Origin of the sequence: Caulobacter endophyticus, assembly GCF_029543245.1 — a bacterium.
GTDB classification, from domain to species: Bacteria; Pseudomonadota; Alphaproteobacteria; order Caulobacterales; family Caulobacteraceae; genus Caulobacter; species Caulobacter endophyticus_A.
Genome location: NZ_JARQWV010000003.1, coordinates 1 through 26,149 on the forward strand (window position 1 = coordinate 1; position 26,149 = coordinate 26,149).

A 26,149-nucleotide genomic window follows, 5' to 3' on the forward strand; every position below is an offset into this window, starting at 1 on the left:
CTCGATGCGGTCCTCGCCACGCTTGGGCCGGTACCAAGAGCCCTCCCCATGGCGGGGACGGCTTTGATTATGCGGCGGGTTTCGGCGCGTCTGATCGAATTGGATGAGAAAGTTGCAAGGGGTTGGATTGGTTGAGGAGTTTTCGGTGAATGCCGGGGATCCACGCTGCTCTATCCCCGTCCGGGCCCAACTCACGCCTTCCTCGCCCTTGTGGCGAGGATCCATTGTTCAGCCGCTCAGACCTTTGCTGGACGGCCCAAGCCTGAGCGGTCGCCGGCATGGACCCTCGCCACAAGGGCGAGGGAGGCGGAGTTTGTTGCGGTGGGGAAGGAGCGAAATGCGAGGCCAGCGTCTCGGAAGCTGAGAACGTCCCCCCTCCGGCCCTTCGGGCCACCTCCCCCAGAGGGGGAGGATCTTTTGTTCTTACACCGCCGCCGGCGCCGGGGTCAGGGCGCGGACCGCGGCGATGATCGGGTCGGCTTCGGTGCGGACCAGCCAGTCGGGGCTGACGTCGGCGAAGCGGACGACGCCCTTGCGGTCGATGACCACCACGGCCGGCTGCGGCAGCTCCCAGGTTCCCGTGCCGGTGACGTCGCCGATGAAGCTGCCCTTGGCGCGCTGGGCGTCCTGGCTGGCCTGATCTGCGGTGTAGAGCACCCCGAACCGTCGCCCCAGTTCGTTGCCGAGATCGGAGGCGACCTTGAAGCTGAGGCCATGGCGCACGCGGATCTCGCCCAGCCGTTCGGGAACCTGCGGGCTGACGGCCGCCAGGGTCGCGCCGATCGCCGCCAGGGCCGGCGCCAGATGTTCTTCGTAGTAGGGCAAGGCGATGTTGCAGGCCGGGCAACCGGCGAAGCGGAAGAAGATCAGCACCGCCGGCCCCTTGGCGGTCAGGCCTTCCAGGGTCAGATCGCCGCCCTCGACGTCCTTGAGCACGAAGGGCGCGACCTTGTCGCCGACCTTGACCCATTCGTCCGGATCGGCGGCCTCGACCAGGCGGGCGCGCTGGTCGATATTGATCTTCAGCGCCGCCGGATCCCAGGTGCGGACGCGTTCGGCATGCAGAGCGGCCAGGCGCTCGCGCAGGGTGTCTTGGCTCATTTGGTCCTCCCGTCCTCGGTTCGAGCGGTCTTGGCGGCGTCGATCGCCATCAGGCGGGCGCGCTCGAAGATCGCCCCCATGCGCCAGTGCTGGTTGGTGTGAGTGGCCGCGTGCTCATCCCAGCCGCTGTCGCGCCGGAAGCCGCCGACGTCGCCGGTGGCCAGGGCCTGCCCCGCGGTGACGCCGGCGATACGGTCAGTCTCGGGCCAGACGAACAGCGCGTCTTCGGGGCAGTAGAGCTCGCACAGGTAACAGGTCTGGCAGTCGGCCTGGCGGGCGATTACCGCCTTGCCGCCCGGCCCGCGCGTCAGCACGTCGCTGGGGCAGACCTCGACACACGAGCCGCAACCGCCGCAGCGGTCGTCGATCACGACCTCGATCATGCGACCTCCTCCAGCTGCGGGCTCTCGAAGCGGGTGACGATGCGATCCTGGCCATGCGAGCGCTGGCGAGAGGCCAGGCGCGGATCGGGGCCCGGCGCGTCCTCGCGGCGGTGCATGCCCCGGCTCTCGCGGCGCTGCAGGGCGCTGGCCTTGCTCCAGCGGGCGGCGGCGACCAGGGCGGCCGCCTCGCGCGCCCGAAGCAGGCCCCTGCCCCAGCCGCCGGCATGGGCGGCGATCTCGCGCCAGGCCTCGTCCAGCCGCTCGCCAGAGGCGGCCAGAGCCTCGCCGGTGCGGAAGATGTTGCGGTCGTAGGCGCCCATCTCGTCGCGGACGAGCTGGACGGCGCTGGGCAGGTCGACACTCGCCAACCGACTGGTCGGTCGCAGGCCTGCCTGGCCGATGTGATGCAGGCGGTCGGCCACGCCTCGACGCTCACGGGCGAACGCCGCCGCCCCCTGTCCAGCCCACTGGCCCGACGACAGCGCCCAGGAGGAGTTCACGGCCCCGCCGCCCGAGATCGCGCCGGTGACCAGTTCACGACTGGCCGCGTCGCCGGCGGCGAACAGGCCCGGCGCGGCGGTCTGGCAGAGCGCGCCGGCGATCCTCAGCCCGCCGATGCCGCGCACCGTGCCCTCCGACACCAGGGTCACCTCGAACCGCTCGGCATAGGCGTCGATCCCCATGCGGGCGAAGGGGCGCACGAAGTTGGGCTGGACCTGCGGCATCACCTCGCGGATGTCCTGCGGGACGCGGTCGAGCCGGCAATAGAGGCGGCCCTTCAGCAGGGCGCGGGCCAGGTGCGGGCTGACGTCGGGGCCAGCGGGAATGTCGAGCTCGGTGTCGGCCTCGTCGAACCAGCGGGCGAAGGCGAAGCTCATCGAGCGGGCCATGTTCGTGCCCGCCTGCATGGGCGTGTAGTAGTTGGTGAACTCCATGCCCGAGAGGTCGGCCCCGGCCTCGACGCCCATCAGCAGGCCGTCGCCCGTGTTGGTCGCCGAGCCCAGCAGGCGCGAGGCGAAGGCGCAGCCGCCGGTGGCCAGCACCACCGCCCCGGCCCGGATCGTCCACGGCCGCTCGCCGCGCAGGGCGATCCCCGCCGCGCCGGTGACCACGCCGTCGGGGTCGGTCAGCAGTTCCAGGACCGGATGATGGTCGAGGATGGTCGCCCCGGCCTCGAGCGCGAAGGCGCGCATGGCCCGCATGTATTCGGGACCGCGCAGGCCGCGATACTGGACGCGCCCCTGCTCGTCGGTCGAGAAGGCGTAGTGGCGGGCCAGTTGCGGCAGGCTGGTCCAGGTAAGGTCGAGGATCCGCGCCATCCAGTCGGGATCGCCCAGGCCCAGCGAGCGCTTCAGCCGATCGGCGACGGCGGCTTCGCGATGTTCCGGCGGAACCCACCAGTGGCCTGGGCCGGCCGTGGCGGTGACGCCGCTGGTTCCGCAGTATCCCTTGTCGGCCAGGATCACCCGCGCGCCCTCCCGCGCCGCGGCGATGGCCGCCCAGGTTCCGGCCAGGCCGCCGCCGATGACCAGCACATCGGCCTCCCAGTGAGGCGTATCGAAGTCGTCGGCCATCAGGCGATCGCCGCGTTGAACGAGGCGTCGAAGGCGCCGGCCGGATCCAGCGTCGACTTGATCGCCCCGGCCGCGCGGAAGTGGTCGAGCACCGAGCGCGCCTCGGCCACCGAGGTCTCGTCGATCGGCACGGGCACGGCCCTGTAGTTGCCGACCGTCCAGCGGGCGATGTCGAGCGACAGGCCCGTCTCCTTCGACAGCACCGCGGCGAAGACGTCGGGGTTCTGGGCGGCCCAGCGGCGGGCCTTGGCCAGGCGGCGCAGGAAGTCCTCGATCTGGGGCCGCTTGGTCTCGATCGCCTTGACGCTGGCGGCCTCGTAGCCGTTGCCGCTGAGCACGCCCTCGCCGTCGGCCAGCACCCGGGCGCTGTCGTGCAGCCGGGCCAGCGCCACGTAAGAGCCCCAGGTCACCCAGGCGTCGATGGAGCCGGCCGTGAAGGCGGCCTTGGCGTCGCCGGGACTGAGGAAAACCACCTCGACATCGCCGGGCGACAGCCCCGCCTGCTCGATCACCCGCAGCAGCAGGTAGTGGCCGATGGAGCCGCGCCCCGTGGCGACCTTCCTGCCCTTCAGGCCGGCGGCGTCACGGATCGGCGAGTCCTTGGGCACGAGGATGGCGGTGGAGCGGCCCCCGCTGCGGCCGGCCTGCACGGCCTTGATCTTCGCCCCGCCGGCATAGGCGAACAGGAACGGCGCGTCGCCGGCCTCGCCCAGGTCGACCGCGCCCGCGCCCAGCGCCTCGAGCAGCGGCTGGGCGGCGGGGAACTCGCTCCATTCGATCCTGTAGGGAACGCCCTCCAGGGCGCCCGAGGCGATCAGCACCGCCTTGGTGCCGCCGCGCTGGCTGCCGACCTTGAGCGGCGCCTGGGCCTCGCCCTTGCCGCAGGCCGAGAGGCCGGCCAGCGCGCCGAAACCGATGATGAGTTGGCGTCGATCCATGCCGCCCTCCCCTTAGAAGCGTTGGGTCAGGCGGGCGTAGTAGTAGCCGCCGGTGATGCCGAAGGGCGAGAACAGGCCGTACTGCAGCGTTCCCTGGTCGGCGTTCACGATGCCGATCTTGTCGGGATACTGGTCGAACAGGTTGTTGGCCCCGATCGCGATGCTGGTGTCGGGCCTGACGTCCCAGGCGATGTCGAGATCGGCGACCCACTTGGGACTGTAGGTCCGGTCCAGGCTCACCGACGTGCCGGCCTCGGTGTATTCGCCATAGCGCGTGGTCCGCAGGCTGGCGCTGACCGTCTGGCGGCTCCAGACCGCGCCCAAAACCACCTTCTCGCGCGGCGTGCCGACGGTCAGGTCGGAGATCTTCTGGCGATCGAACAGGACGAGGTTTGGATTGACCGCCTTGAGGATCGCCGGGGTCTCGGCCACCTCACGGACCTTGGTCTTGTTGAAGGCGTAGGCGGCGTTGAGGTTGAGGCGGCCGGCGCCGCCCAGGTCGAAGCCGTACTCGGCCACGAAGTCGATCCCCGTGGTCCGGGTCGAGACGGCGTTGGTGTAGTAGGTCGCCGTCAGCCCCTGGGGGAAGCGCGCCAAGAGGCCGACCAGGGCCGGCTGCGACGAAAGCTGGGTCACCGACAGGTCGAGGTTGCTGGTGTCGACGATGCGGTCGTCGATGTCGATCTGGTAGGCGTCGAGCGTCAGGCGCAGGCGCGGCAGCGGCTCGGCGGTGATCCCGAAGCTGTAGTTGGTCGAGGTCTCGGGCTTCAGCGGCGTGGCGCCCAGGCCCTTGGCCTCGGCGGTGTCGGTGCGCAGCACCTTGGTCGGGAAGGTCAGGTACTCGCCGGGCGTGCAGGCTGCGCCGCGGAAGGTGTTGTTGGGCGCGGCCGGGCACAGGCTGCCGGAGATGGTCGAGGTGGCGAACACCGTCTGGCCCAGCGACGGGGCGCGAAAGCCGTTGCTGACCGTGGCGCGCAGGGCGTAGCCGGGCAGGAACTCCCAGCGGGTGGTCAGCTTGCCGCTGGTCGTCTCGCCCACGTCGCTGGTGTAGCGCTCGTGGCGGACGGCCGCGCCGACGTACCAGTTTTCCGTAAGATCGGTCCCGACATCGAGATAGGCGGCGTAGGAATGGCGGGTGGCCGAGCCGGCGTCCTCGGGCGCGGTGCCGGCATAGGACGACAGGCCGGGATTGGGACGCAGGCCGGCGAACGGCTGGCCGGCCGGGATCACGTAGTCGCCGACGATGTAGGAGGCCTCGTCCCCGGCCTCGATCAGGAACCGCTCGTAGCGGTGCTCCAGCCCCCACGACACCTGCAGCGGCCGGGGCAGCACGCCCTCGAATGAGCGGGTGAGGTCGAGATTGTTGGTCCACTGCTGGAACTGGTGGGTCGACAGGTGGAAGTAGGTCGGGCTGTCGGGGCCCAGAGTGGCGTTCAGGGTGTTCTGGCCGTCGAGCTGGGCGTGGTCCTGGGCGAAGGTGGTCGAGGCGTCCCAGGCCCAGCCGGCCTTCTCGCCGCGCGCGCCCAGGCTGGTCTGCCAGTCGAGCTCGAAGATCCGGCGCAGGGCGTTGAAGCCGTTCGGATAGACCTCGGGCAGCGAGTTGCGGTTCAGCGGCCGGCCCGCCGTGACGCCCGCCACGGGCGCGAGGTTCGGCAGGAAGCTGCCGGTCACCTTCTTGGACGAGCGGTGGCTGACCGTGCCGCTGGAATAGAGCGTCAGGTCACGCCAGGGCAGTTCGGCGTTGTAGGCGGTGGCGATGATGTCTTCCTCGCCGGGACCATAGCTGGCGCCCCAGAAATAGCGGTCGGCGGTGGCGTCGCGCGGGTCGGGGGTCACGGTGGTCACGCCGCCGACGGTGGTGACGGTCGGCTGGTAGAGGTACTGGGCGCGGGAAGGCACGGCGCGCGAAGCGGCCTCGTTGTTCTTCCAGTTGATGGCCAGTTGCAGGAAGCCGCCGTCCTCGCCCAGGGCGCGGCCGAAGTTCAGGCTGGCGGCGCGGGTGTCGCCGTCGCCCAGATAGTTCTGGCCGCCGGTGTAGGAGAAGGCCCCGCCTTCCGTGTCCTTTTTCAGGATGATGTTGACGACGCCGGCGATGGCGTCCGAGCCGTACTGAGCCGAGGCGCCGTCGCGCAGCACTTCGATGCGCTCGATCGCCGAGGCCGAGATCAAATCGAGATCCACCGGCACGCCGCCGCGGCCCACCCGGGCCAGGTTGTTGATCAGCGAGGTGGTGTGACGGCGCTTGCCGTTGACCAGAAAGAGGGCCTGGTCGCCGTTGAGGCCGCGCAGCGTGATGGCCCGCACCGTCCAGGAGGTGCCGCCGCCATTGACGCCCGGCAGGTTGAACGACGGGATCAGGGTGTTGAGCACTTCCTTGAGCCCCACCTTGCCGGTGGCGGTCAGCTGCTCGGACGAGATGACGTCGATCGGCGCGGGGCTGTCGGCCACGGTGCGGCGCACGCCGCGCACGCCGGTGACGACCACGCCGTCCAGGGCGTCGGCCGCAGCGTCGGGCGCCTCGACGCTGGGGATCGGCTCGGCCGCCAGGGCCGCGCCCGAGGCGCAGGCCAGCAGCAGGCCCGCGAAGGCCGAGCGTTTCAGGGTCTTGGACGAGGAAACAAAGGTCAAAAGTCTATCCCCCGCGCGGGGCGCATCGGCCCCGCGTCGTTACTTGGTCTCGAGAAATCAGAAGGTCGGCGGCGCGGCTTCGGCGCGCCGCGCCGGCTGGATCAGGCGGGCTTGCGGTCGCGGTACGGCACGTCGTCGGAGCCGATCAGCACCCGCTCCATCACCCGCGGAAAATCGCCGTAGTCGCGCACGGCGTAGTGCAGGCCCGCGCGGTTGTCCCACAGGGCCACCGAATTGGGCCGCCAGCGGAAGCGGGCGTGGTGCTCGGGCTTCTTCACCTCGTCATAGAGACGGGCCAGCAGCGCCCTGCTCTCGTCCGGGGCCAGATCCACGAAGCGCGGCTTGAGGCTGTAATTGATCCAGAAGATCTCCTGCCCCGTCTCCGGATGGGTGCGGATCGCCGGGTGGGCGGTCAGCGGATAGCGCTCGCCCGAGCGGTTCAGGGCGTCCTGGTAGTCGTGGATGACATAGAGCTCGTCGACGGCGGCCTTGAGGTCGTCGGGCAGGCCCTTCCAGATGGCGTGGCCGTCGGCCCAGATGGTGTCGCCGCCGACCTCGGGGATGTGCACGGCCTTCAGCACCGCGCCGAACGACGGATTGACCCGCCAGCTGGTGTCGGTGTGCCAGTGGTTCTCGCGGATGTCGTATTTCTTGAAGGCCTCGGCCGAGATCGGCTGCACGGCGCGATGGGTCTCCACCCCGCCGGTCGGATGGGCGTAGACCTCGCCGAAATTGGCGGCGAAGGCCAGCTGCTGGTCGCGGGTGATGTCCTGGTCGCGGAAGAACAGGACCTTGCGGTCGAGCAGCAGCGCCTTCAGGGCCTCGCGCTGCTCGCGCGAAAGGGTCTGGCGCAGGTCGATGCCGGCGACTTCCGCGCCGATGGTCGGGCTGACGGGCGTGATGGTCAGGCCGGCGGCCTTGCGGACCTGGTCGAGGACGGCGCTCATGGGAACCTCCTTGCAGCCGACGCGATGCGGTCGGCGGAGGCGAACATGGCCAGCACGCCCAAACGGCGCGAACGAGTATTTCTCAGAAAGAATTCAGAGATTTATATATCGCGAACCGCAATAAACGGCATTGGCGGCGCGCATATTTCAGCAGCGTCAATGAGCAGGATCAGCCATCCTCGACACATGGCTTGCGCACCGCTCGAGGATCGCCGAAGAAACTCCTACAGGTTTTGTAGAGTTTCATGATCATGGCCTCGCCATCAACGCCCGTGCTCGCCGTGGTCGGCGCCGGCTTCAGCGGCGTGATGACCGCCCTGCACCTGCTGCGGGACGGCGCGGCGGCGCGGGTCATACTGCTCGAGCGCAACACGCCGGTCGGGCTGGGCGCGGCCTACGCCACCCATAATCCCAGCCATCGGCTGAACGTCCGCGCCGGCAACATGAGCGCCTGGCCCGACCGTCCGGGCGACTTCGTGGCCTGGATGCGGGGCCTGGGCCTGGAGGTCGGCCCCGGCGACTTCGCCACGCGCGGCGACTATGGCCGCTACCTGCAAGGCCTGCTGAGCGACATCGTCGAAGGGCCGCAAGCCGCCGGCCGCCTGGTGATCGCACCCGACGCCGTGGTCGGGCTCGAACCCGGCGGCGACGGCTGGCGGCTGACCACCGCCATGGGCCGCCCGATCCTGGCCGACGCCGTGGTGCTGGCGCTTGGCAATCCCCCGCCCTGTCGTCCGCACGGCGTGACGCAAGACCTTGCCGCCTCGCCCGCCTATGTCGCCGATCCCTGGCGCTGGGATCCCGCCGGCCTGCCGCCAGGCCCGGTGCTGCTGCTGGGAACGGGCCTGACCATGGTCGATGTGGCCCTGAGCCTGGAAGACACAGCGCCGGGCCGCTCGATCATCGCCCTGTCGCGACGCGGCCTCATCCCCCGCGAGCACGAGGGCGAACCGCCGGCCTGGCCGCCCTCGCCACCGGCGTCCGACATTCCGCCCCTGGCCGCCCTCGCCTGGCTGCGGCGCACGGCGGCCGAGCATGGCTGGCGAACCGCCGTAGACGCCCTGCGCCCGGCGACCCAGGATCTCTGGCGCGGTTGGAGCGTGGCCCACAAGCAGGCCTTCCTGCGCCACGCGCGGCCCTTCTGGGACGTGCATCGCCACCGCCTGTCGCCCGAGGTCGCCTCACGGGTCGCCAGCCTGCGTCGCTCGGGCCGGCTGAAGGTCGCCGCCGGCAAGGTCGTGCGCCTGGCCGAAGCCGAGGATGGTCGGGTCGAAGGCGCCTGGCGGCCGCGCGGCGAAACCGCCTCACAGCCGTTTTCGGTGTCGGCGGTGATCAACGCCACGGGTCCGACCGGCGATGTGACGAGATCCACCGATCCGCTGGTGCTGGACCTGATCCGCCGAGGCCTGGCGCGTCCCGATCCGCTGCGCCTGGGTCTCGACGTGGACGCCGACAACCGCCTGCTCGACATGTCGGGCTGCGCCGGCCGCACCCTGTTCGCGGTCGGGCCAGTGACGCGCGGCGCCTGGTGGGAGATCAACGCCGTGCCGGATATTCGCGGCCAGGCCGCGCAGGTGGCGGCGGCCGTTCGGGCGGCGACGCGGCGCGGCTAGGTCGGATCGGCATTCACTCGTAGGGCCGCCCCCAAACCGTCCTTCCCCGCGAAGGCGGTGACCCAAGCGGAGTCTGCGGGTCGCTCACGGACGCGCCTTGTCCTGAAGTTCAGCTTGGATCCCCGCCTTCGCGGCGATGCTCGGAGAAAAGGTCAGAGCTGCTGAACATCGATCCGCGACCTATAGCTCCAGAGCCGCTGTGTGGATCAGCTCCGACAGCTTGCCGATCGACGGATGCGGCGCGGGGCCGGTGCGGCGCACATAGGCCACCTTGGGCAGGCTGGGCAGGGCCGCCTCAGCGATAGGCTGGGCGTCGGGGCGGAACAGGCTGGTGCGGCAGGTGACCGCCAGGCCCGACTGCACGGCCGCGCGCAGGGCCGACAGGCTGGGCGTCTCCAGCGCCACGCGATAGGGCCGCCCTTCCCGCTCCAGCGCGGCCAGGGCCGCATCGCGGAAGCGGCACGGCGCCTCCAGGATCGCCAGCGGCAGGACGTCGAGCTGGGCGAGATCCGCATCGCCATGCCAGACCATCGGCACGGTGCGGGCGGCGGCGGGGTCGTCATAGGCGCCCATGCACAGGATCACGTCCAGGCGGTCGCTGCGCAGCAGTTCCAGGAGCTCGGGCGAGCCGGCCACCCTCACCTGCAGCTGGGTGTCGGGATTGAGCTGGGCGAAGCGGGCCAGCACGCCAGACAGCAGGGTCTCGGCGAAGTCCTGCACCAGCCCCACCCTCGCCGGCCCTGCCAGGGCGTCTCCGGTCAGGGCCACCACCGCCCGGTCGTTGAGCGCCAGGATTTCGCGGGCGTGGCCCAGCAGGGTCTGGCCGGCCGGGGTCAGCGAAAGCCGCCGTCCCTCGCGGTGGAACAGCGGCGTCAGCACCGTCTCTTCCAGGCGCTTCATCTGAAGGCTCAGCGCCGACTGGGTGACGAAGACCCGTTCGGTGGCGCGCAGCATCGAGCCGCTGTCGACGATGGCCACGAAGCTGCGGAGCAATTCGGTCGGAAGGTTGGTCGGCATCTGGCGTCCCGTCTATCCCGTTGAGGAACTCTAATAAGACCCCTGAGGATAAGTCTATTGATCGAGTAGGAATTCAGCGTCCATCTCTGTGAAGCAACGGCGCCCCCGCCGCAACGGTCACAGCGATGGAAGCGACCCGATGTCTTTGGCGATCGCCGATAGAATTTCTTCAGCCAGGCCATGGCCCAACCTGCTTCGATGGCCTCGCCTCTCCCGCGCCCGCTGGCTCTCCCCCGTGCTGCTCCTGGCCTTGTGGGAGCTGGGGTCGCGCCTCGGCGTGATCCCCGAGCGGGTGCTGGCCGCGCCCTCGACGGTGGCCGAAACCTTCTGGGCGCTGACCGTGTCGGGCGAGCTGCCCGCCAACCTTCTGGTGTCGCTGGCCCGCGCGGCCGCAGGCCTGTCGATCGCCCTGGTCGTGGCGGTCACCCTGGGCCTGGCGGCGGGCCTGTCGCGCTTGGGCGAGACGGCGATCGACCCGCTGATGCAGATCAAGCGGACCATTCCGTCCCTGGCCCTCACCCCGCTGTTCATCGTCTGGTTCGGCATCGGCGAGACGCCCAAGATCGTGCTGATCGCGGTGGCCACTACCTTCCCGATCTATCTGAACCTGTTCGCCGGGGTGCGCGGCATCGACGTGCGGCTGGTCGAGGCCGCTCGCAGTTTCGGCCTGTCGGGCTGGAGCCTGGTGCGCGAAGTGATCCTGCCCGGCGCCCTGCCCTCGTTCTTCGTCGGCCTGCGCTACGCCCTGGGCGTCTCGGTGCTGGTGCTGGTGGTGGCCGAACAGATCAACGCCCAGGCGGGCCTGGGCCACCTGATCAACAACGCCCGCGACTTCATGCGGACCGATATCATCGTCGTCTGCCTGCTCGTCTACGCCCTGCTCGGCCTCGGCGCCGACGCCCTCGTCCGCACGCTGGAGCGCCGCGCTCTGGCCTGGCGGCCCAGCCTCGTGGAGCAATGACCATGGTCCAGCCGCGCATCCGCAGCCGCGCCTTCGACGCCGTATCGCCCGCGCCAGCCACCGCACCGGTCGCCCCGGCCGTGAAGTTGACCGGCTTCGTCCGCCAGTTCGGCGCCAATCGGGTCATCGACGGCCTGGACCTGTCGATCGCCCCCGGCGAGTTCGTCGCCCTGCTGGGCGCCAGCGGCTCGGGCAAGACCACCCTGCTGCGCACCCTGGCCGGGCTCGACCCGGTCGGCGACCAGGACGTGACCACGCCCAGCACGCGCGCCGTGGTGTTCCAGGACGCCCGCCTGCTGCCGTGGAAGAAGGTCTGGCGCAACGTCGCGCTGGGCCTGAAGGACAAAGGCGTCCGGGCCAGGGCCGAGGCGGCGCTGAAGGAGGTGGGCCTCGGCCACCGCCTCGACGCCTGGCCCTCCACGCTGTCGGGCGGCGAAGCCCAGCGCACGGCCCTGGCCCGAGCCCTGGTGCGCGAGCCGGGCCTGCTGCTGCTCGACGAGCCGTTCGCGGCGCTGGACGCCCTGACCCGGCTGAAGATGCACGATCTCGTGCTGAACCTCTGGAACGAGCACAGGCCCGCCGTCCTGCTGGTCACCCACGATGTCGACGAGGCCATCTCGCTGGCCGACCGGGTGCTGGTGCTGAACAAGGGCAGGATCGCCGCCGAGGAGAAGATTACGCTGGAGCGCCCGCGCGCGCCGGACACCCGCTTCCAGGCCATCCGCCGTCGTCTGCTCGGGCACCTGGGCGTCGAGGCCCCTGCCCCGCACGAGGCCGCGCTCGTCGCCTTCCCGACCGGCGAGGCCGTGCAGTGAGCATCGCCGCCGCCCGCAAGCTGGAGCCCGCGCCGCGCCTGCCCGACCTCGACGCGGTGCTGCCGCGCCTGACGGAGGCTTTCGCCGCCACCGCCGGCCGTCACGACCGCGAGGCCAGCTTTCCGTTCGCCAACTTCCAGGCCCTGCACGAGGCCGGCCTGCTGGCCCTGACCGCGCCTGCCCGCCTCGGCGGCCTGGAAAGCGACCTGCCGACCGCCCTGAAAGTGGCCTCGGCCGTCGCCCGGGGCGAGCCGGCCACGGCGCTGGTCCTGGTCATGCAGTACCTGTTCCACGCCTCGGTCGAGGGGCGTTCGGGCTGGCCCGAGCACTTGAAGCAGCGGGTCATCGGCGACGCCATCACGCACGGCGCCCTGATCAACGCCCTGCGGGTGGAACCCGACCTCGGGACCCCCGCCCGCGGCGGCCTGCCCGCCACCATCGCCCGGCGCACGCCCGAGGGCTGGCGGATCAGCGGCCGCAAGATCTACTCCACGGGCTCGTCGGCCCTGACCTGGTTCGTGGTCTGGGCCCGCAGCGACGACGCAGAGCCCCTGGTCGGCGGCTGGCTGGTGCGGGCCGACACGCCCGGCGTGGTCATCGAGGAGACCTGGGATCACCTGGGCCTGCGCGCCAGCGCCAGCCATGACGTGATCTTCGAGGACGTGCTGGTCCCGCTGGACCACGCCCTGGACCCGCAGCCCCTGGGTGCGCCGCCGCCCTATCCGGCCAGCTTCGGGACCTGGTCGTCGGTGCTGACCGCAGCGATCTATGACGCGGTCGCACGTTCGGCCCGCGACTGGCTGGCCGACTTCCTGATCAGCCGCAAGCCGGCCAACCTGGGCGCCAGCCTCTCGACCCTGCCCCGCTTCCAGGAGGCCTTGGGCGAGATCGACGGCCTCTTGCTGTCGAGCCGCGTGCTGCTGGACAGCGCGGCGAAGGGCGACACGGCGGCGAGCGAGAGCGGTCTGGTCAAGCACCTGGTCACCGAGAACGCCATCACCGTGGTCGAGAAGGCCCTGAAGCTGACCGGCAATCCGGGCCTGACGCGCGCCAACCCGCTGGAGCGGCATCACCGCGACGTGCTGTGCGGCCGGGTGCACACGCCCCAGGCCGACGTGGTGCTGACCGGCGCGGGCCGCGCGGCCTTTGCCGAGCGGGAGGCCCTGGCATGAGCCGTCTCGTCGTCGCCAGCCAGCTGCCCGAGGTGTTCAACAGCGTCTTCGCCCAGCATGCGGAAGGCGCCGAGATCATCGCCGTGCCGCCGGGCCTGACCGCGCCGCTGCCGCCCTCGGCCAAGATCCTGGTGGCCGCGCCGTTCCGCAAGGCCGGCGGCGTGCTGCCCAAGACCCCGCCGCCCGGCTGGCCGTTCGACGTGCGCTGGGTGCAGTTGGTGTCGGTGGGCATCGACTTCTATCCGGACTGGCTGTTCGACGGCCCGGTCGTGACCTCGGCGCGTGGATCGTCGGCCGTCGCCCTGGCCGAGTTCGCCCTGGCGGCGATCCTGGCCGACGCCAAGCGCCTGCCCGAGATCTGGATCGACAGGGCCGAGCGCTGGACGCCCCAGCCGCTGAAGCTGATCGCCGGCACGACCCTGGGCCTGGTGGGCTTCGGCGCCATCGGCGAGGCCCTGGCGCCGCGCGCCCAGGCCTTGGGCCTGAACGTCATCGCCACCCGCCGCTCGGACAAGCCGATCCCGGTGGCCGGCGTCGAGCGCGTCGCCGACCTGAAGACCCTGTTTTCCCGCAGCGACCACGTGGTGCTGGCCGCCCCTGCGACGCCGCAGACGCAGCGCCTGATCGGCCGGGAGGTGCTGGCCCACGCCAAGCCCGGCCTGCACCTGATCAACATCGCCCGCGGCGCCCTGATCGACGACGACGCCCTGCTGGCGGCGCTGGACGACGGCCGGGTCGGCCGCGCCAGCCTGGACGTCACCTTCCCCGAGCCGCTGACCGACGGGCACCCGTTCTACGGCCATCCGAAGGTGCGGCTGTCGCCCCACACCTCGGTGCACACGCCCGACACCCGCATCAACCTGGCGACCCAGTTCGCCGAGAACCTCGCCCGCTTTCGCGCCGGCGCGCCCCTGGCCGACGTCGTCGACCTGTCGCGCGGCTATTGAGAACAAGGACCCTTCGCGATGACCGCGATCCCTGCCCCGCATGGCTTCGCCGCCACGGGCCCGCATCCCGCCAAGATCGAGACCGTGCTGCCGCCGTTCGGCGCGCGCGAGATCCCGCAACAGCCGACGCTGGAACTGGAGCGGCTCTATCGCAAGCAGCGCCTGGCCGCCGGCTACCGGCTGTTCGGTCGCCATGGCTTCGACATGGGTGGCGCCGGCCACATCACCGCCCGCGATCCCGAACTGACCGACCACTTCTGGGTCAATCCGCTGGGCGTGCACTTCTCGCGCATCAAGGTCAGCGACCTGATGCTGGTCAGCCACGCGGGCGAGATCATTCAGCCGCCGGAGAAGGCGCCCGCCCGCCTGAACCGCGCCGCCTTCGCCATCCACTCGCAGCTGCACGAGGCCCGTCCCGATGTGGTGGCCGCGGCCCACTCCCACTCGCTGTACGGCAAGGCCTGGTCGGCGCTCGGGCGGCTGCTGGACCCGCTGACCCAGGACTCGGCGGCCTTCTACGACGACCACGCCCTGTTCGAGGAGTTTTCGGGCGTGGTGCTCGACACCAGCGAGGGTCAGAAGATCGCCAAGGCGCTGGGCCCCAAGAAGGCCGTGATCCTGCAGAACCACGGCATCCTGACCGTCGGCCAGTCGGTCGAGGCGGCCGTCTGGCGCTATCTGGCGCTGGAGAACGCCTGCCAGGCCCAGCTTCTCGCCGACGCCGCCGGCCCGACCAAGCCGATGCCGCCCGAGGTGGCCAAGCACACCGCCGGCCAGGTGGGGACGGAACTGGGCGGGATCTACGCCTTCCAGCCCTACTGGGACATCGTCACCGAAGAAGAGCCGGACCTGTTCGACTGATGGCCGGCCTCTCCCTGTCCCGCCGCGACCTGATGGTCGGCGGCATCTCGATCGCGGGCCTGTCGCTGGCGGGCCTCACCGCCTGCTCCCCCAAGGGCGACGACAAGGCCGGCTCGCTGGCCGACCTGACGCTGCGGGTCGCCACCTATCGCGGCAATCCCGAAAGCTTCTTCGGCGAGGCCGGCATCGCCGATCCGCCCTACAGGCTGGCCCGCACCCAGTTCGCCGGCGGCAATCTGATCGCCGAGGCGATCAACGCCCGGGCGCTGGACTTCGGCGGCATGAGCGAGATCCCGCCGATCTTCGTCGCCGCCCAGCCGGGCAACCAGGTCCGCATCGTCGGGGTGCTGCAAGGCGACGTGAACAATCAGGTCGTGCTCGTGCCCAAGGGCTCCCAGGCCCAGGACTTCAAGGACCTGAAGGGCAAGCGCGTCGGCTATGTGAAGGCCACGACCTCGCACTACATCCTGCTGCGCCTGTTGCAGGAGGCGGGTCTGGCCTGGAGCGACATCCAGCCTGTGGCGCTGAGCCCGCAGGACGGCCTGGCCGCCTTCCAGAGCGGGGCGCTGGACGCCTGGGTGATCTACGGCGTTATCGTCTACCAGGCCCGCGAGGCCGGGGCGCGGGTGCTGCGCACCGCGCTGGGCATACTGTCGGGCAACTACCTGATCACCGCGGCCAAGGAGGCGCTGGACGATCCCGTCCGCTTCCAGGCGCTGGGCGACTATGTCAGCCGCTACAAGCGGGTGTTCGACTGGATCAACGCCGACGGCGAGCGCTGGGCGAGAGCCCGCGAGAAGGCCACGGGCGTCAAGGCCGAATACTACGCCCAGGAGTTCCGCGAAAAGTCGTCGCCCAGCATCCTCGGCCCGATCAGCGAGGCGGCGATCGCCTCGGAGCAGGCCGTGGCCGACACCTTCGCCGCCGCCAAGATCATCCCAGCGCGGGTCGACGTGCGCCCGCTGTGGGATGATCGCCTCTCATCATTCCTGAAATGATGTCGAGTTCTGCAAATATATCCGATGATTTCGGACGATATGAGCAGAGCTATCCGCTCGATCATTTTATATTCGTTGAGATAAGCGGCCTCGCGACGGCAAATCCCCATCGAACAAGTCGGGGATAAAGACGTGCAGACCTTCAAGCTTCAACTTCTCGCCTTCACTTCCGGCCTCGCCGTCACCGGCGGGGCCTTGGCGGCCGAGCCGGCGCCGGCCACCAATACCGACGACAGCGGGTCGGCCGCCGTCGAGCAGGTGATCGTCACCGCCGAGCGCCGCGCCACCGACCTGCAAAAGACCGCCATCGCCATCTCGGCCTTCGGCCCGCAGGTGCTGGCCGATCGCAAGGTCGACAACATCCGCGATCTGGCCGGCCAGATCCCGAACCTGTCGATCAGCCGCGTCACCATCAGCCACACCACCCAGACCTATGCGCTGCGCGGCGTCGGCGAGGCCGACCCGATCCAGGAGCCGGTGCTGGCGGTCTATGTCGACGACGTCTACGTGCCCCGCCAGATCGGCTCGATGATCGAGTTCAACGACCTGGAACGGATCGAGGTGCTGCGCGGGCCGCAGGGCACGCTGTACGGCCGCAACTCCAGCGCCGGCGCGCTGCGGATCATCACCCGCGATCCCGGCGAGGACTTCCGCGCCAAGGCCGAGGTCGGCCTGGGCAGCTACGGCGCCGTCGACGTGCGCGCCCTGGTCGAGGGGCCTATCGTCGAGGGCAAGCTGGCCGGCAGCCTGTCCTACATCCACCACAAGCGCGACGGGGTGACCTTCGACCCGACGCTGAACCACGACGTCAACCGCATCGATCTGGACGCCTATCGCGCCAAGCTGCGCTGGACGCCGACTGAGAAACTGGACGTCCTCCTCACGCTGAACGCCCTGCGCGACCGTAGCGACACCCGCAGCTACATCCCCGTGAACCAGCCGGGCGGCGGGTTCGACAAGCGCCGCTCCTACTCCGAGGTCGAGCCGACCCAGGACCTGGACCAGATCAGCGGCTCGATCCGGGTGCAGTACGCGCTGAACGACAAACTGAAGATCAAGTCGATCACCGCCTATGGCGGCTTCAACCTCAACCCCGTCAACTACGACAACGACGGCGAGGCGGCGCTGATCCAGAAGAACCTGATCCACTACAACGACCAGTACGTCACCCAGGAAGTCCAGCTGAACGGCGACTACGGCCGCCTGACCTTCACCAGCGGCCTGTTCTACCTGCACGAACGGTTCTTCGTGGAGCGCGACGGCTACAGCCGCCGCAACGCCCAGGCGACCAATCCTGCGACCACGCCCGGCAACTACAACTTCGCCCGCGCCCACAACATCACCAACACCGACGCCTACGCCCTGTTCGGCGAGGCGACCTATGCGGTGACCGACCGCCTGAGCCTCACCGGCGGCCTGCGCTGGACCAACGAGGAGAAGGAATTCACCTTCGACAACAAGGTGCTGAACCTGGCGGGCCAGGTGATCGGCCAGTCGATCGCGGGCACGGCCGACAAGACCTGGTCGGCGATCACGCCCAAGCTGACGGCGCAGTACCAGTGGACGCCCGACGTCTCGCAGTACGTCAGCTATTCCAAGGGCTTCAAGTCGGGCGGCTTCGACAACCGGGCCACGCGCCTCGACCTGGCCACCCTGCCCTTCGCGCCCGAGGACGTGACCACCTTCGAGGCCGGCCTCAAGACCCAAGCCTTCGACCGCCGCCTGCGGGCCAATCTGGCGGCGTTCTACAACGACTACCAGGACCTGCAGGTGTCGTTCTACGACCCGGCCTATGTGGGCAGCCGCCGCGGCAACGCCGGCCAGGCCCACACCTACGGCGTCGAACTGGAAACCGAGGCCCGGCCGACCGATCGGGTGGGCCTGAACTTCAACGTCGGCTGGCTGTACGCGGTCTATGACGACTACAAGGGCGCCGGCGGCGCGGGCGTCAACGCCGACGGCAACCGCCTCTTGAACTCGCCGCGCTGGAACCTGTCGGGCGGCGTCACCTGGGACGTACCGGTCTCGGTTCCCGGATCGGTGCGCGCCGGCCTCGACGCCCAGTGGCAGAGCGGCGTGGTCAGCAGCGCCACCCCGGCGGCCGGCGGCCAGAACAATATCCCGTCGCAGGGCTTCCTGAACGGCACGATCACCTGGACCGCGCCCGATCCTCACTGGGCCGTGCAGCTGTCAGCGCGCAACATCCTCGATAGCGACAAGCCGGTGAGCTCGACCTACACGCCCTCGACCGGGGTCTACTACCTGAACTTCCCCGATCCGCGGACCTGGCTGGTCACGCTGAAATACGCGCTGTGACGTCATGAGCAGCGCGCCCAACCTTCACCGCCTGGCCAAGTTCGTCGGAGACCTCGGCGCCCTGCTCGACCGCACGGGCGACGAGGCGCAGATCCTGCGCGAGGGCGAGGCCCTGCTGGCCGGTCTGATCGCGAAGGACGACTGGCTGCCGCAGGCCTACGCCCAGCCGAACCCGGCCCGCTACCAGCAGTACCTGCTGCATTGCGACAGCCGCGAGCGGTTCAGCGTGGTCAGCTTCGTCTGGGGCCCGGGCCAGGCGACGCCGGTGCACGACCACACGGTCTGGGGCCTGGTGGGCGTGCTGCGCGGGGCCGAGCTGTCGCAGGCCTATCGCCGCGACGGCGAGGTCCTAATTCCCGACGGCCCGGTCCACCGGCTGGAGCGCGGCCAGGTCGAGGCCGTCTCGCCCACGGTCGGCGACGTGCACCGGGTGACCAACGCCTTCGAAGACCGGGCCTCGATCAGCATCCACGTCTACGGGGCCAATATCGGGGCGGTGCGCCGCTCCACCTACGACGCCGACGGACGCAGCAAGCCCTTCGTCTCCGGCTACTCCAACGACACCCTTCCCAACCTGTGGGACCGGTCCCGGCCGGTCCCCGTCGAGGCCGCGCCATGACCCTGCCCGTCGTCACGCCCCGCGAGGTCCGCCAGGACCTGATCGCCCGCCGCGAGATCGCCCTTCTGGACCTGCGCGAGGAGGATCCCTTCGCCAAGGCCCACCCCTTGTTCGCCTCGCAGCTGCCGCTTTCCCGGCTGGAGGTCGAGATCCTCGACCGCGTGCCGCGCAAGGAGACGCGGATCGTGCTGTACGACAATGGGGAAGGCCTGGTTTCGCCGGCCGGTAAGCGGCTGGCGACCCTGGGCTACAGCAACGTCCGGGCGCTGGCCGGCGGCCTTCAGGGCTGGACGGACGCCGGTTACGAGCTGTTCCAGGACGTGAACTCCTACAGCAAGGCGTTCGGCGAACTGGTCGAGGCGCGGCGGCACACCCCGTCCCTGCCCGCCCAGGAGGTGCAGGCCCGCATCGACGCCAAGGCCGACCAGGTGATCCTGGACGCCCGCCGGTTCGAGGAATACGCCACCATGAGCATCCCAGGCGGAGTCAGCACGCCGGGCGCCGAGCTGGTGCTGCGGGCGCGAGAGCTGGCGCCCGATCCGGCCACGACCATCATCGTCAATTGCGCCGGCCGCACCCGCAGCCTGATCGGCGCCCAGTCGCTGGTGAACGCCGGCGTGCCCAACCCGGTCTTCGCCCTGCGCAACGGCACCATCGGCTGGACCCTGGCCCAGCAGAGCCTGGAGACCGGCCAGAGCCGCAAGTTCCCCGACGTCTCGACCCAGACCCTGGACGAGGCCCGCGCCAAGGCCCGCGACGTGGCCTATCGCGCCGGGGTTCGCCGGATCGACGCCGAGGGGCTGACCGACCTGGCCACCGACCGCAAGCGCACCCTCTATCGCTTCGACGTGCGTACGCCCGACGAGTATGCGAGCTGCCACCTCCCCGGCTTCCGCAGCGCGCCCGGCGGCCAGCTGGTGCAGGAGACCGACGTCTTCGCTCCGGTGCGCGGCGGACGCATCGTGCTGGCCGACGACCTTGGCCCCCGCGCCGACATGACCGCCTCGTGGCTGGCCCAGCTGGGCTGGGAAGTCTACGTGCTGGAGGGCGGGTTCGAGGGCGAGCTGGCGACGGGCGCCTGGACGCCGAGCGAGCCGCCGCACCTGCCGGTGGTCGAGACCATCCTGCCCCGCGCGCTGTCCGAAGCCCTGGCCAATGAGGCCGTGGTGGTGCTGGACCTCGCGCCCAGCCCCGCCCACCGCAAGGGCCACATTCCCGGCGCCTGGTTCGCGATCCGCGCCCAACTGGCCGAGGCGCTGGAGCGTATCCCCGAGGGCAGGCCGATCGTCCTGACCTCGCCTGACGGCGTGCTGGCCCGGCTGGCCGCGCCGGAGCTGGAGGAGATCGCCGACCAGCCCGTGCGGGTGCTCGACGGCGGCACCGCCGCCTGGGTCGCTGCCGGGCGCGCCTTGGAGACGGGCCTGCCGCGCACCGCAAGCGATCCCACCGACGTCTACAAGCGCCCCTACGAGGGCACCGACAACGCCGCCGAGGCCATGCAGGCCTATCTGGACTGGGAGTTCGGCCTGGTCGACCAGCTGGCCCGCGACGGGTCGCACGGCTTCTACGTGATCTGAGGCTCCGCCATGACCCTGACCCTCTACATCGCGCCCGGCAGTTCCTCCCTCGCCCCGCTGGTGGCCCTGGAAGAGATCGGCGTCGCCTACGACGTGCGCCGCATCGATCTGGCCGCGGGCGACCAGCGGCGGCCGGAGTACCTGCGGGTCAACCCCAAGGGACGGATCCCCACCCTGCTGGTCGGCGCCGAGCCGGTCACCGAGGTGCTGGCGATCCTGACCTATCTGGCCCACCGCTACCCGCACAGCGAGTTGCTGCCGCTGCTGGAGCCGCTGAAGCTGGCCCACGCCTACGAGGTGATGAGCTGGTTCGCCAGCACCGTGCACGTGGCCTTCGCCCAGATCGCCCGCCCCGAACGCTATGCCGACGACGAGGCGGTGAAGGCCGCGCTGGCCACGCCCGGCGAAGCCCGCTTCGCCCGCACCCTGGCCGACATCGAGCGGCTGGCCCAGGACCCAGGCCCCTGGCTGCTGGGCGAGCATTTCAGCGTCGTCGACGCCTACGCCCTGGTGATCTGGCGCTGGGCCGAGCGCCGGCAGATCGACCTTTCCGCCTATCCCGCCTGGAGCGCCAAGGCCGCCCGCGCCTTCGCCCGCCCCTCCGTCGTGCGCGCCCTGCGCAAGGAGACGGCCCAGGCGCCGACCCACGCCCACTGACCTTCATCCGCACATCGAGGACCATCCCATGAGCGTCGAATTCATCGGTATCATCCACACCCAGAACGTTTCCGAGATCCATCCGCCGGCCGGGCCGGTGATCGACGTCGACTATGTCGAGACGATCGCCCGCGCCCATGACGAAGGCGGTTTCGATCGCGCGCTGGTGGCCTTCCACTCGACGGGTCCGGAAAGCCAGCTGGTGGTGGCGCATGCCGCGTCGGTGACGAAGAACCTGAAGTTCATGATCGCCCACCGTCCGGGCTTCACCCAGCCGACCCTGGCGGCGCGGCAATTGGCGACGCTGGACCACTTCACCGGCGGGCGGGTGGCGGTGCACATCATCACCGGCGGCTCGGACGAGGAACTGGCCAAGGACGGCGACCACCTGACCAAGGACGAGCGCTACGCCCGCACAGCTGAGTATCTCGACATCGTCCGCGCCGAATGGACCAGCGAAAAGCCGTTCGACTACAAGGGCGAGTACTATCAGGTCGACCAGGGCTTCGGGGCGGTCAAACCGCTGCGTACGCCCCAGATCCCGGTCTATTTCGGCGGCTCGTCGGACGCGGCGATCCCGGTGGCCGGCAAGCACGCCGACATCTTCGCGCTGTGGGGCGAGACCCAGGCCCAGGTGGCCGAGACCATCGCCCGGGTGCGTCACGCCGCCGCCAAGCACGGCCGCCAGGTGAAGTTCTCGCTGTCGCTGCGCCCGATCATCGCCGACACTGAAGAGGCCGCCTGGGCGCGCGCCGACGCGATCGTCGCCAAGGCCAAGGCCCTGCGCGAGGCCGCCGGCCTGCCGACCAGCGGCCACCGCCCGCCCAACGCCGGCTCGCAGCGCCTGCTGGACGCGGCCGCGCAAGGCTCGCGCCTCGACAAGCGGCTGTGGACGGGCGTGGCGGCCGTCACCGGCGCGGCGGGCAATTCGACGGGCCTGGTGGGCACGCCCCAGCAGGTGGCCGAGGCCCTGCTCGACTACTACGACCTGGGCGTGACGACCTTCCTGATCCGCGGCTTCGATCCGGTCGAGGACGCCGTCGCCTACGGGCGCGACCTGATCCCGCTGGTGCGGAAACTGGTGGCCGAGCGCGAGGCGCAAGCCGTAGCGGCGGCGAGCTGACGCCATGGCCCCGTACGACGCCGGCGCGCCAGCCCCGCAACCGGAGACCGACTTCCGCGACGTGCTGGCCCACCTGGCGAGCGGCGTCGCCATCGTCGCCTGCTGGGACGGCGAGGTCCCGCGCGGCCTGCTGGTCAGCTCGATCACCGGCCTGTCGGTCGCGCCGCCGCGCTTCCTGTTCTGCGTGCGCAAGGAGGCGGGCTGCCACGACGCGCTGCTGGCGCGCCCCGACCTGTCGGTGGCGCTGCTGGGCGCGGCCGACGAGGAGGAAGCCCTGCGCTTCGCCTCGGGATCGCGGGCGCACGAGCGGTTCGATCCGTCCCGCTGGCGGCTGCATCGCCCCACCCCGCCGGTGTTCGCGGGCGGGGTGGCGCGGGCGGTGTGCCGCGTGGACGCCGTGGTCGACGCCGGCAGCCACTCGATCTTCATCGTCGAGGCCGATCACGTGGGTTTCTCGCCCGGACCGGCGCTGGTGGCGTGGAACCGGGGGCTGACGGCGGTGGGGTGACCCCCTCCGGCCCTTCGGGCCACCTCCCCCTCTAGGGGAGCTGTCGCGGAGCGACTGAGGGGGCTCTACGCCGCCGTCCGGATCCTGCGCAGCGTTGCAATCGCCCCCAGGCACGCCGCGGCGGCCTCGCGGCCCTTGTTGGCGGCGTCGTCGCGGCTGCGGACGATGGCCTGGTCGTCGTCGTAGGTGGTCAGAACGCCGAAGGTGATCGGGGTCTCGGTGGCCAGCCCAGCCTGCATCAGGCCGATGCTGGCGCCCAGGCTGATGAACTCGAAGTGGGCGGTGTCGCCCTTGATCACGCAGCCAAGGCAGACGACGCCGTCATAGCGACCGGTGCGGGCCAGGGCCTGGGCCAGCAGCGGCAGCTCGAAGGCGCCCGGCGCGTCGATGACGTCGCCCTCGGCCACCGGCGCGCCGCCCTCCTGAAGTTCGGCGAGAGCGCCGCGCAGCAGGCCGCCGGTGACCTCGGGATTGAAGCCGCTGACGACGACAGCGATGCGGGTTTCGGAATGGGTCATGAAACGGGTCCAGGTCAGGAGGCGCGGGCCAGGCCGTGGCCCAGCTTGTCGCGCTTGGCGGCGAGATAGGCGGCGTTGTGCGGGGTGACGGGGGCCAGCAGCGGAACCTGCTCGACCACCTCGATCCCGCCGGCGCGCAGGGCGGCGGCCTTGCGCGGGTTGTTGCTGAGCAGGCGCAGGCGATCCACACCCAGGCTCTTCAGCATGGCGACGGCGGCGGCGTAGTCGCGCGGATCGTCGGCGAAACCCAGGGCGCGGTTGGCCTCGACGGTGTCGAGCCCCTCGTCCTGCAGGGCGTAGGCGGCGATCTTGTTGGCGAGGCCAACACCCCTGCCCTCGTGGCCGCGCAGATAGACGATCGCCCCGCCCTCCTCGCCGATGCGGCGCATGGAGGCCTGCAGCTGGGCGCCGCAGTCGCAGCGCTGGGAGCCCAGGGCGTCGCCGGTCAGGCACTCGGAGTGCACCCGCACCAGCGGCGCCTCACCCAGCGGCCCTTTCAGCAGCACGAGATGCTCGACGCCGCTGGTCCGATCGCGAAAGGCGCGGACCTCGAACTGGCCGCCATGTGCGGACGGCAGATACGACGTGGCGACCGGCTCGACCGTCTGGGCGCGCAGGTGCTCGGCCAGTTCGGCGATGGTCAGGATCGGCAGGTCGTGGCGAGCGCCGAAGACCTCGAGGTCGTCGCGGCGAGCCATGGTCCCGTCGTCGTTCATCACCTCGCAGATCACGGCGGCGGGGACGAGGCCCGCCAGGCGCATCAGTTCGACCGAGGCCTCGGTGTGGCCGGCGCGGGCCAGCACGCCGCCGGGCACGGCCCGCAGCGGGAAGACGTGGCCGGGCGAGACGATGTCGGCGGGCTGCGCGTCCGGCGCCACGGCGGCCTGGATGGTCAGGGCCCGGTCGAAGGCCGAGATGCCGGTGTCGACGCCCACCGCCGCCTCGATCGAGACGGTGAAGGCGGTGCTGCGGCGGGTCTTGTTGTCGGCGACCATAGGCGGCAGGCCCAGGCGGTCGACCGCGTCGGGCTCCATGGCCAGGCAGATCAGGCCGCTGGCGGCCTTGGCCATGAAGGCGATGGCCGGCGCATCGGCGAACTGCGCGCCGAGCACCAGGTCGCCCTCGTTCTCGCGGTCCTCGTCGTCGACGAGGATGATCATGCCGCCGGCCTTCAGGCGTTCGAGGGCGTCAGATAGGCGTGACATAGCCGCTCCACATATTTGGCCAGTACATCGACCTCGACATTGATCGGGGCGCCGATGGCGGCGTGCTGCAGGTTGGTGTGGGTCCAGGTGTGGGGGATGATCGTGATCCCGACCGGGAAGCGTCCCTCGGAGTCGGCCGGGCCGACGTGGTTGAGGGTCAGGCTGATCCCGTCGAGGGCGATCGAGCCCTTCTCGACGCAGAAGGCGCGCAAGGCGCCCGGCAGGCTGAGCGTCAGCCGACGCGAACCGCCGTCGTCGATCACCTCGGCAAGGCGTGCGACGCCGTCGACATGGCCCTGGACGAGGTGACCCGACAGACGGGTCAACAGGGTCACGGCGCGTTCGAGGTTGAGCACCGTTCCGACGCCGGCCGCGCCCAGACTGGTGCGGGCCAGGGTCTCGGGACTGACGAAGAAGTCGGCCCCGCCGCTGGGGTCGTGGCGCACGACGGTCAGGCAGACGCCGTTGACGGCGACGCTTTCACCCAGAGCCAGGTCGGCAAAGCCGGTGGCGAGCGACAGGCGCAGGGCGCCGTCCTCGGGGGCGACGGCGACGACCTCGCCCAGGGTTTCGATGATGCCGGAGAACATGGGGCTCCTTCAGGCGGCCGGGACGCGCGAGAAGATCTCGACGGTGTCGGGATCGCCGGCGCGGGCGGCCTTGGTGATGACGACGCGCTCGTCCCAGAGGTCGGCGGCGAGGAAGGCGGTCGACAGGGTCGGGCCGGCCTCGACCAGCGCCTCCAGCGCGCCGCCATCGGCCAGGTCGGCCAGCAGCGCGGGGATGTCGGCGTGAACGGAAGGGTCGAGCCCCCGCTCGCGGGCGGCGGCGAGATAGGCCTGCGGCGTGCGGCCCCGGCGGTCGAGGATGGCCAGGCGGCGGGGCGCGCGACGCGGATCGGGCACGTGGCGGACGGTCAGCAGCGGGGCGTCGGCCAGCACCGTGCCCGAGCCGGTGATCACCGCGTCGGCGCGGCGGCGCAGGGCGTGGGCCAGGTCGAGCGACGCCTCCGAGGTGAAGGTCTTGGAGCCCGGCGGCGGGATCATAGAGCCGTCGGCAGTGAAGGCCTGCTTGAGGGTCAGCCAGGGACGGCCGTGGACGGCGCGCATGGCGAAGGGCGCGATCAGGCGGGCGCTCTCGGACGCCAGGGGTCCGGCGACGAAGGCGACGTCGAGGCCGGCGGCGGACAGGCGCGCGGCCCCGCCGCCGGCGACGGCCGGGTTGGGGTCGCGGGCGCCGATCCAGACGGCGCGGGCGGGGCTGGCCAGGATCGCCTCGCTGCACGGACCGGTGCGGCCGTGGTGGTTGCAGGGCTCGAGCGTGACCACGAGCGTGTGGACCTCGTCCCAGCGGTCGCGGCAGGCGGCGAGCGCCGCGGCCTCGGCGTGCGGCAGGCCCGCCCCCTGGTGGGCCTCGACCGCCAGCACCCGCCCGTCGGCGGCCAGCACGGCGCAGCCCACCGGCGGATTGGGCGCGGTGGCGCCGGCCCATGCGGCGGCGGCGTCGAGGGTCAGGCGAAAGGCCCGGGCGATGGCCGGCGATGGAGGCGAAAGAGCCGTCATGCCAGTGAGTTAGGCCGCGATCCTCACCCTCGCCAAGCGTTGGTCGCTTTTCGAAACTCTTACATGTTACAGCCCATGGGAAATGACGGCGGCGCGTTTTGCGCCTACG

At 70.7% G+C, this 26,149-nt stretch carries 24 protein-coding genes; 13 read left to right on the forward strand and 11 right to left on the reverse strand.

Going from position 1 to position 26,149, the window contains the following annotated elements; translation table 11 throughout:
• Window positions 1–423 precede the first annotated feature (423 nt).
• The 6 genes from P7A99_RS03465 to P7A99_RS03490 all read right to left on the reverse strand — a co-directional run bounded on the left by P7A99_RS03465 (window position 424) and on the right by P7A99_RS03490 (window position 7,571).
• Complete coding sequence (locus P7A99_RS03465) at window positions 424–1,101, reverse strand: peroxiredoxin-like family protein (RefSeq protein WP_277792545.1); 678 nt, start codon at window positions 1,099–1,101, stop codon at window positions 424–426.
• Window positions 1,098–1,484, reverse strand: coding sequence for a 4Fe-4S dicluster domain-containing protein (locus P7A99_RS03470; protein WP_277792546.1), 387 nt, complete (start codon window positions 1,482–1,484; stop codon window positions 1,098–1,100). The genes P7A99_RS03465 and P7A99_RS03470 overlap by 4 nt, the downstream gene beginning before the upstream one ends.
• Window positions 1,481–3,058, reverse strand: a complete 1,578-nt coding sequence (locus P7A99_RS03475) for an FAD-dependent oxidoreductase (RefSeq protein ID WP_277792547.1) — start codon at window positions 3,056–3,058, stop codon at window positions 1,481–1,483. Before P7A99_RS03475 ends, P7A99_RS03470 begins: the two co-directional genes overlap by 4 nt.
• Window positions 3,058–3,996 carry an ABC transporter substrate-binding protein gene (locus P7A99_RS03480; RefSeq protein ID WP_277792548.1) on the reverse strand — a complete coding sequence of 313 codons (939 nt, stop codon included), beginning with the start codon at window positions 3,994–3,996 and terminating at the stop codon, window positions 3,058–3,060. Before P7A99_RS03480 ends, P7A99_RS03475 begins: the two co-directional genes overlap by 1 nt.
• A 12-nt stretch (window positions 3,997–4,008) precedes the next feature.
• The gene (locus P7A99_RS03485) at window positions 4,009–6,624 is read right to left on the reverse strand and encodes a TonB-dependent receptor plug domain-containing protein (RefSeq protein WP_277792549.1); all 2,616 of its coding nucleotides are present in this window, start codon (window positions 6,622–6,624) and stop codon (window positions 4,009–4,011) included.
• Window positions 6,625–6,725: 101 nt separating this feature from the next.
• Window positions 6,726–7,571, reverse strand: coding sequence for a TauD/TfdA dioxygenase family protein (locus P7A99_RS03490; protein ID WP_277792550.1), 846 nt, complete (start codon window positions 7,569–7,571; stop codon window positions 6,726–6,728).
• A 251-nt stretch (window positions 7,572–7,822) separates the two neighbouring features.
• Between P7A99_RS03490 and P7A99_RS03495 the strand changes: the two genes are divergently transcribed.
• The gene (locus tag P7A99_RS03495; RefSeq protein ID WP_277792551.1) at window positions 7,823–9,184 is read left to right on the forward strand and encodes an FAD/NAD(P)-binding protein; all 1,362 of its coding nucleotides are present in this window, start codon (window positions 7,823–7,825) and stop codon (window positions 9,182–9,184) included.
• Between the two features lie 180 nt (window positions 9,185–9,364).
• Here the strand turns inward: P7A99_RS03495 and P7A99_RS03500 are convergent, their stop codons facing one another.
• The gene (locus P7A99_RS03500) at window positions 9,365–10,201 is read right to left on the reverse strand and encodes a LysR substrate-binding domain-containing protein (RefSeq protein WP_277792552.1); all 837 of its coding nucleotides are present in this window, start codon (window positions 10,199–10,201) and stop codon (window positions 9,365–9,367) included.
• A gap of 235 nt (window positions 10,202–10,436) precedes the next feature.
• On the opposite strand from P7A99_RS03500, the gene P7A99_RS03505 reads away from it, so the two are divergent.
• From P7A99_RS03505 to P7A99_RS03560, 12 genes are all read left to right on the forward strand, one after another.
• Window positions 10,437–11,162, forward strand: a complete 726-nt coding sequence (locus P7A99_RS03505) for an ABC transporter permease (RefSeq protein ID WP_277792553.1) — start codon at window positions 10,437–10,439, stop codon at window positions 11,160–11,162.
• A complete protein-coding gene (locus tag P7A99_RS03510; protein ID WP_347276677.1) occupies window positions 11,159–11,977 on the forward strand; it encodes an ABC transporter ATP-binding protein in 819 nt (272 codons plus the stop codon). Before P7A99_RS03505 ends, P7A99_RS03510 begins: the two co-directional genes overlap by 4 nt.
• The gene (locus tag P7A99_RS03515) at window positions 11,974–13,149 is read left to right on the forward strand and encodes an acyl-CoA dehydrogenase family protein (RefSeq protein WP_277792555.1); all 1,176 of its coding nucleotides are present in this window, start codon (window positions 11,974–11,976) and stop codon (window positions 13,147–13,149) included. Before P7A99_RS03510 ends, P7A99_RS03515 begins: the two co-directional genes overlap by 4 nt.
• Window positions 13,146–14,096 carry a D-isomer specific 2-hydroxyacid dehydrogenase family protein gene (locus P7A99_RS03520; protein WP_277792556.1) on the forward strand — a complete coding sequence of 317 codons (951 nt, stop codon included), beginning with the start codon at window positions 13,146–13,148 and terminating at the stop codon, window positions 14,094–14,096. The genes P7A99_RS03515 and P7A99_RS03520 overlap by 4 nt, the downstream gene beginning before the upstream one ends.
• Before the next feature lie 18 nt (window positions 14,097–14,114).
• On the forward strand, window positions 14,115–14,957 hold the full coding sequence (locus tag P7A99_RS03525; protein WP_277792557.1) for a class II aldolase/adducin family protein: 843 nt from the start codon (window positions 14,115–14,117) through the stop codon (window positions 14,955–14,957).
• A complete protein-coding gene (locus P7A99_RS03530) occupies window positions 14,957–15,955 on the forward strand; it encodes an ABC transporter substrate-binding protein (RefSeq protein WP_277792558.1) in 999 nt (332 codons plus the stop codon). Before P7A99_RS03525 ends, P7A99_RS03530 begins: the two co-directional genes overlap by 1 nt.
• Window positions 15,956–16,087: 132 nt before the next feature.
• Entirely contained in the window at window positions 16,088–18,271 is a 2,184-nt protein-coding gene (locus P7A99_RS03535; protein ID WP_277792559.1) for a TonB-dependent receptor, read from the forward strand.
• A gap of 4 nt (window positions 18,272–18,275) precedes the next feature.
• Window positions 18,276–18,890 (forward strand): cysteine dioxygenase, encoded by a 615-nt coding sequence (locus P7A99_RS03540; protein WP_277792560.1) that lies wholly within the window; start codon window positions 18,276–18,278, stop codon window positions 18,888–18,890.
• Window positions 18,887–20,467, forward strand: coding sequence for a rhodanese-like domain-containing protein (locus tag P7A99_RS03545; RefSeq protein ID WP_277792561.1), 1,581 nt, complete (start codon window positions 18,887–18,889; stop codon window positions 20,465–20,467). Before P7A99_RS03540 ends, P7A99_RS03545 begins: the two co-directional genes overlap by 4 nt.
• Window positions 20,468–20,476: 9 nt before the next feature.
• Complete coding sequence (locus P7A99_RS03550; protein WP_277792562.1) at window positions 20,477–21,124, forward strand: glutathione S-transferase family protein; 648 nt, start codon at window positions 20,477–20,479, stop codon at window positions 21,122–21,124.
• A 28-nt stretch (window positions 21,125–21,152) separates the two neighbouring features.
• Window positions 21,153–22,247 (forward strand): LLM class flavin-dependent oxidoreductase, encoded by a 1,095-nt coding sequence (locus P7A99_RS03555; RefSeq protein WP_277792563.1) that lies wholly within the window; start codon window positions 21,153–21,155, stop codon window positions 22,245–22,247.
• A gap of 4 nt (window positions 22,248–22,251) precedes the next feature.
• Window positions 22,252–22,755, forward strand: a complete 504-nt coding sequence (locus P7A99_RS03560; RefSeq protein WP_277792564.1) for a flavin reductase family protein — start codon at window positions 22,252–22,254, stop codon at window positions 22,753–22,755.
• 65 nt (window positions 22,756–22,820) lie between these two features.
• Here the strand turns inward: P7A99_RS03560 and ribH are convergent, their stop codons facing one another.
• From ribH to ribD, 4 genes are read right to left on the reverse strand one after another with little or no spacing between them, the layout of a single operon-like run.
• A complete protein-coding gene (gene ribH, locus P7A99_RS03565) occupies window positions 22,821–23,273 on the reverse strand; it encodes a 6,7-dimethyl-8-ribityllumazine synthase (RefSeq protein WP_277792565.1) in 453 nt (150 codons plus the stop codon).
• Between the two features lie 14 nt (window positions 23,274–23,287).
• Window positions 23,288–24,478: a 3,4-dihydroxy-2-butanone-4-phosphate synthase gene (ribB, locus tag P7A99_RS03570; RefSeq protein ID WP_277792566.1), complete on the reverse strand. Its 1,191-nt coding sequence runs from the start codon at window positions 24,476–24,478 to the stop codon at window positions 23,288–23,290.
• Complete coding sequence (locus P7A99_RS03575; protein ID WP_277792567.1) at window positions 24,445–25,068, reverse strand: riboflavin synthase; 624 nt, start codon at window positions 25,066–25,068, stop codon at window positions 24,445–24,447. The genes ribB and P7A99_RS03575 overlap by 34 nt, the downstream gene beginning before the upstream one ends.
• Window positions 25,069–25,077: 9 nt before the next feature.
• Window positions 25,078–26,040 carry a bifunctional diaminohydroxyphosphoribosylaminopyrimidine deaminase/5-amino-6-(5-phosphoribosylamino)uracil reductase RibD gene (gene ribD, locus P7A99_RS03580; RefSeq protein WP_277792568.1) on the reverse strand — a complete coding sequence of 321 codons (963 nt, stop codon included), beginning with the start codon at window positions 26,038–26,040 and terminating at the stop codon, window positions 25,078–25,080.
• Window positions 26,041–26,149 lie beyond the last annotated feature (109 nt).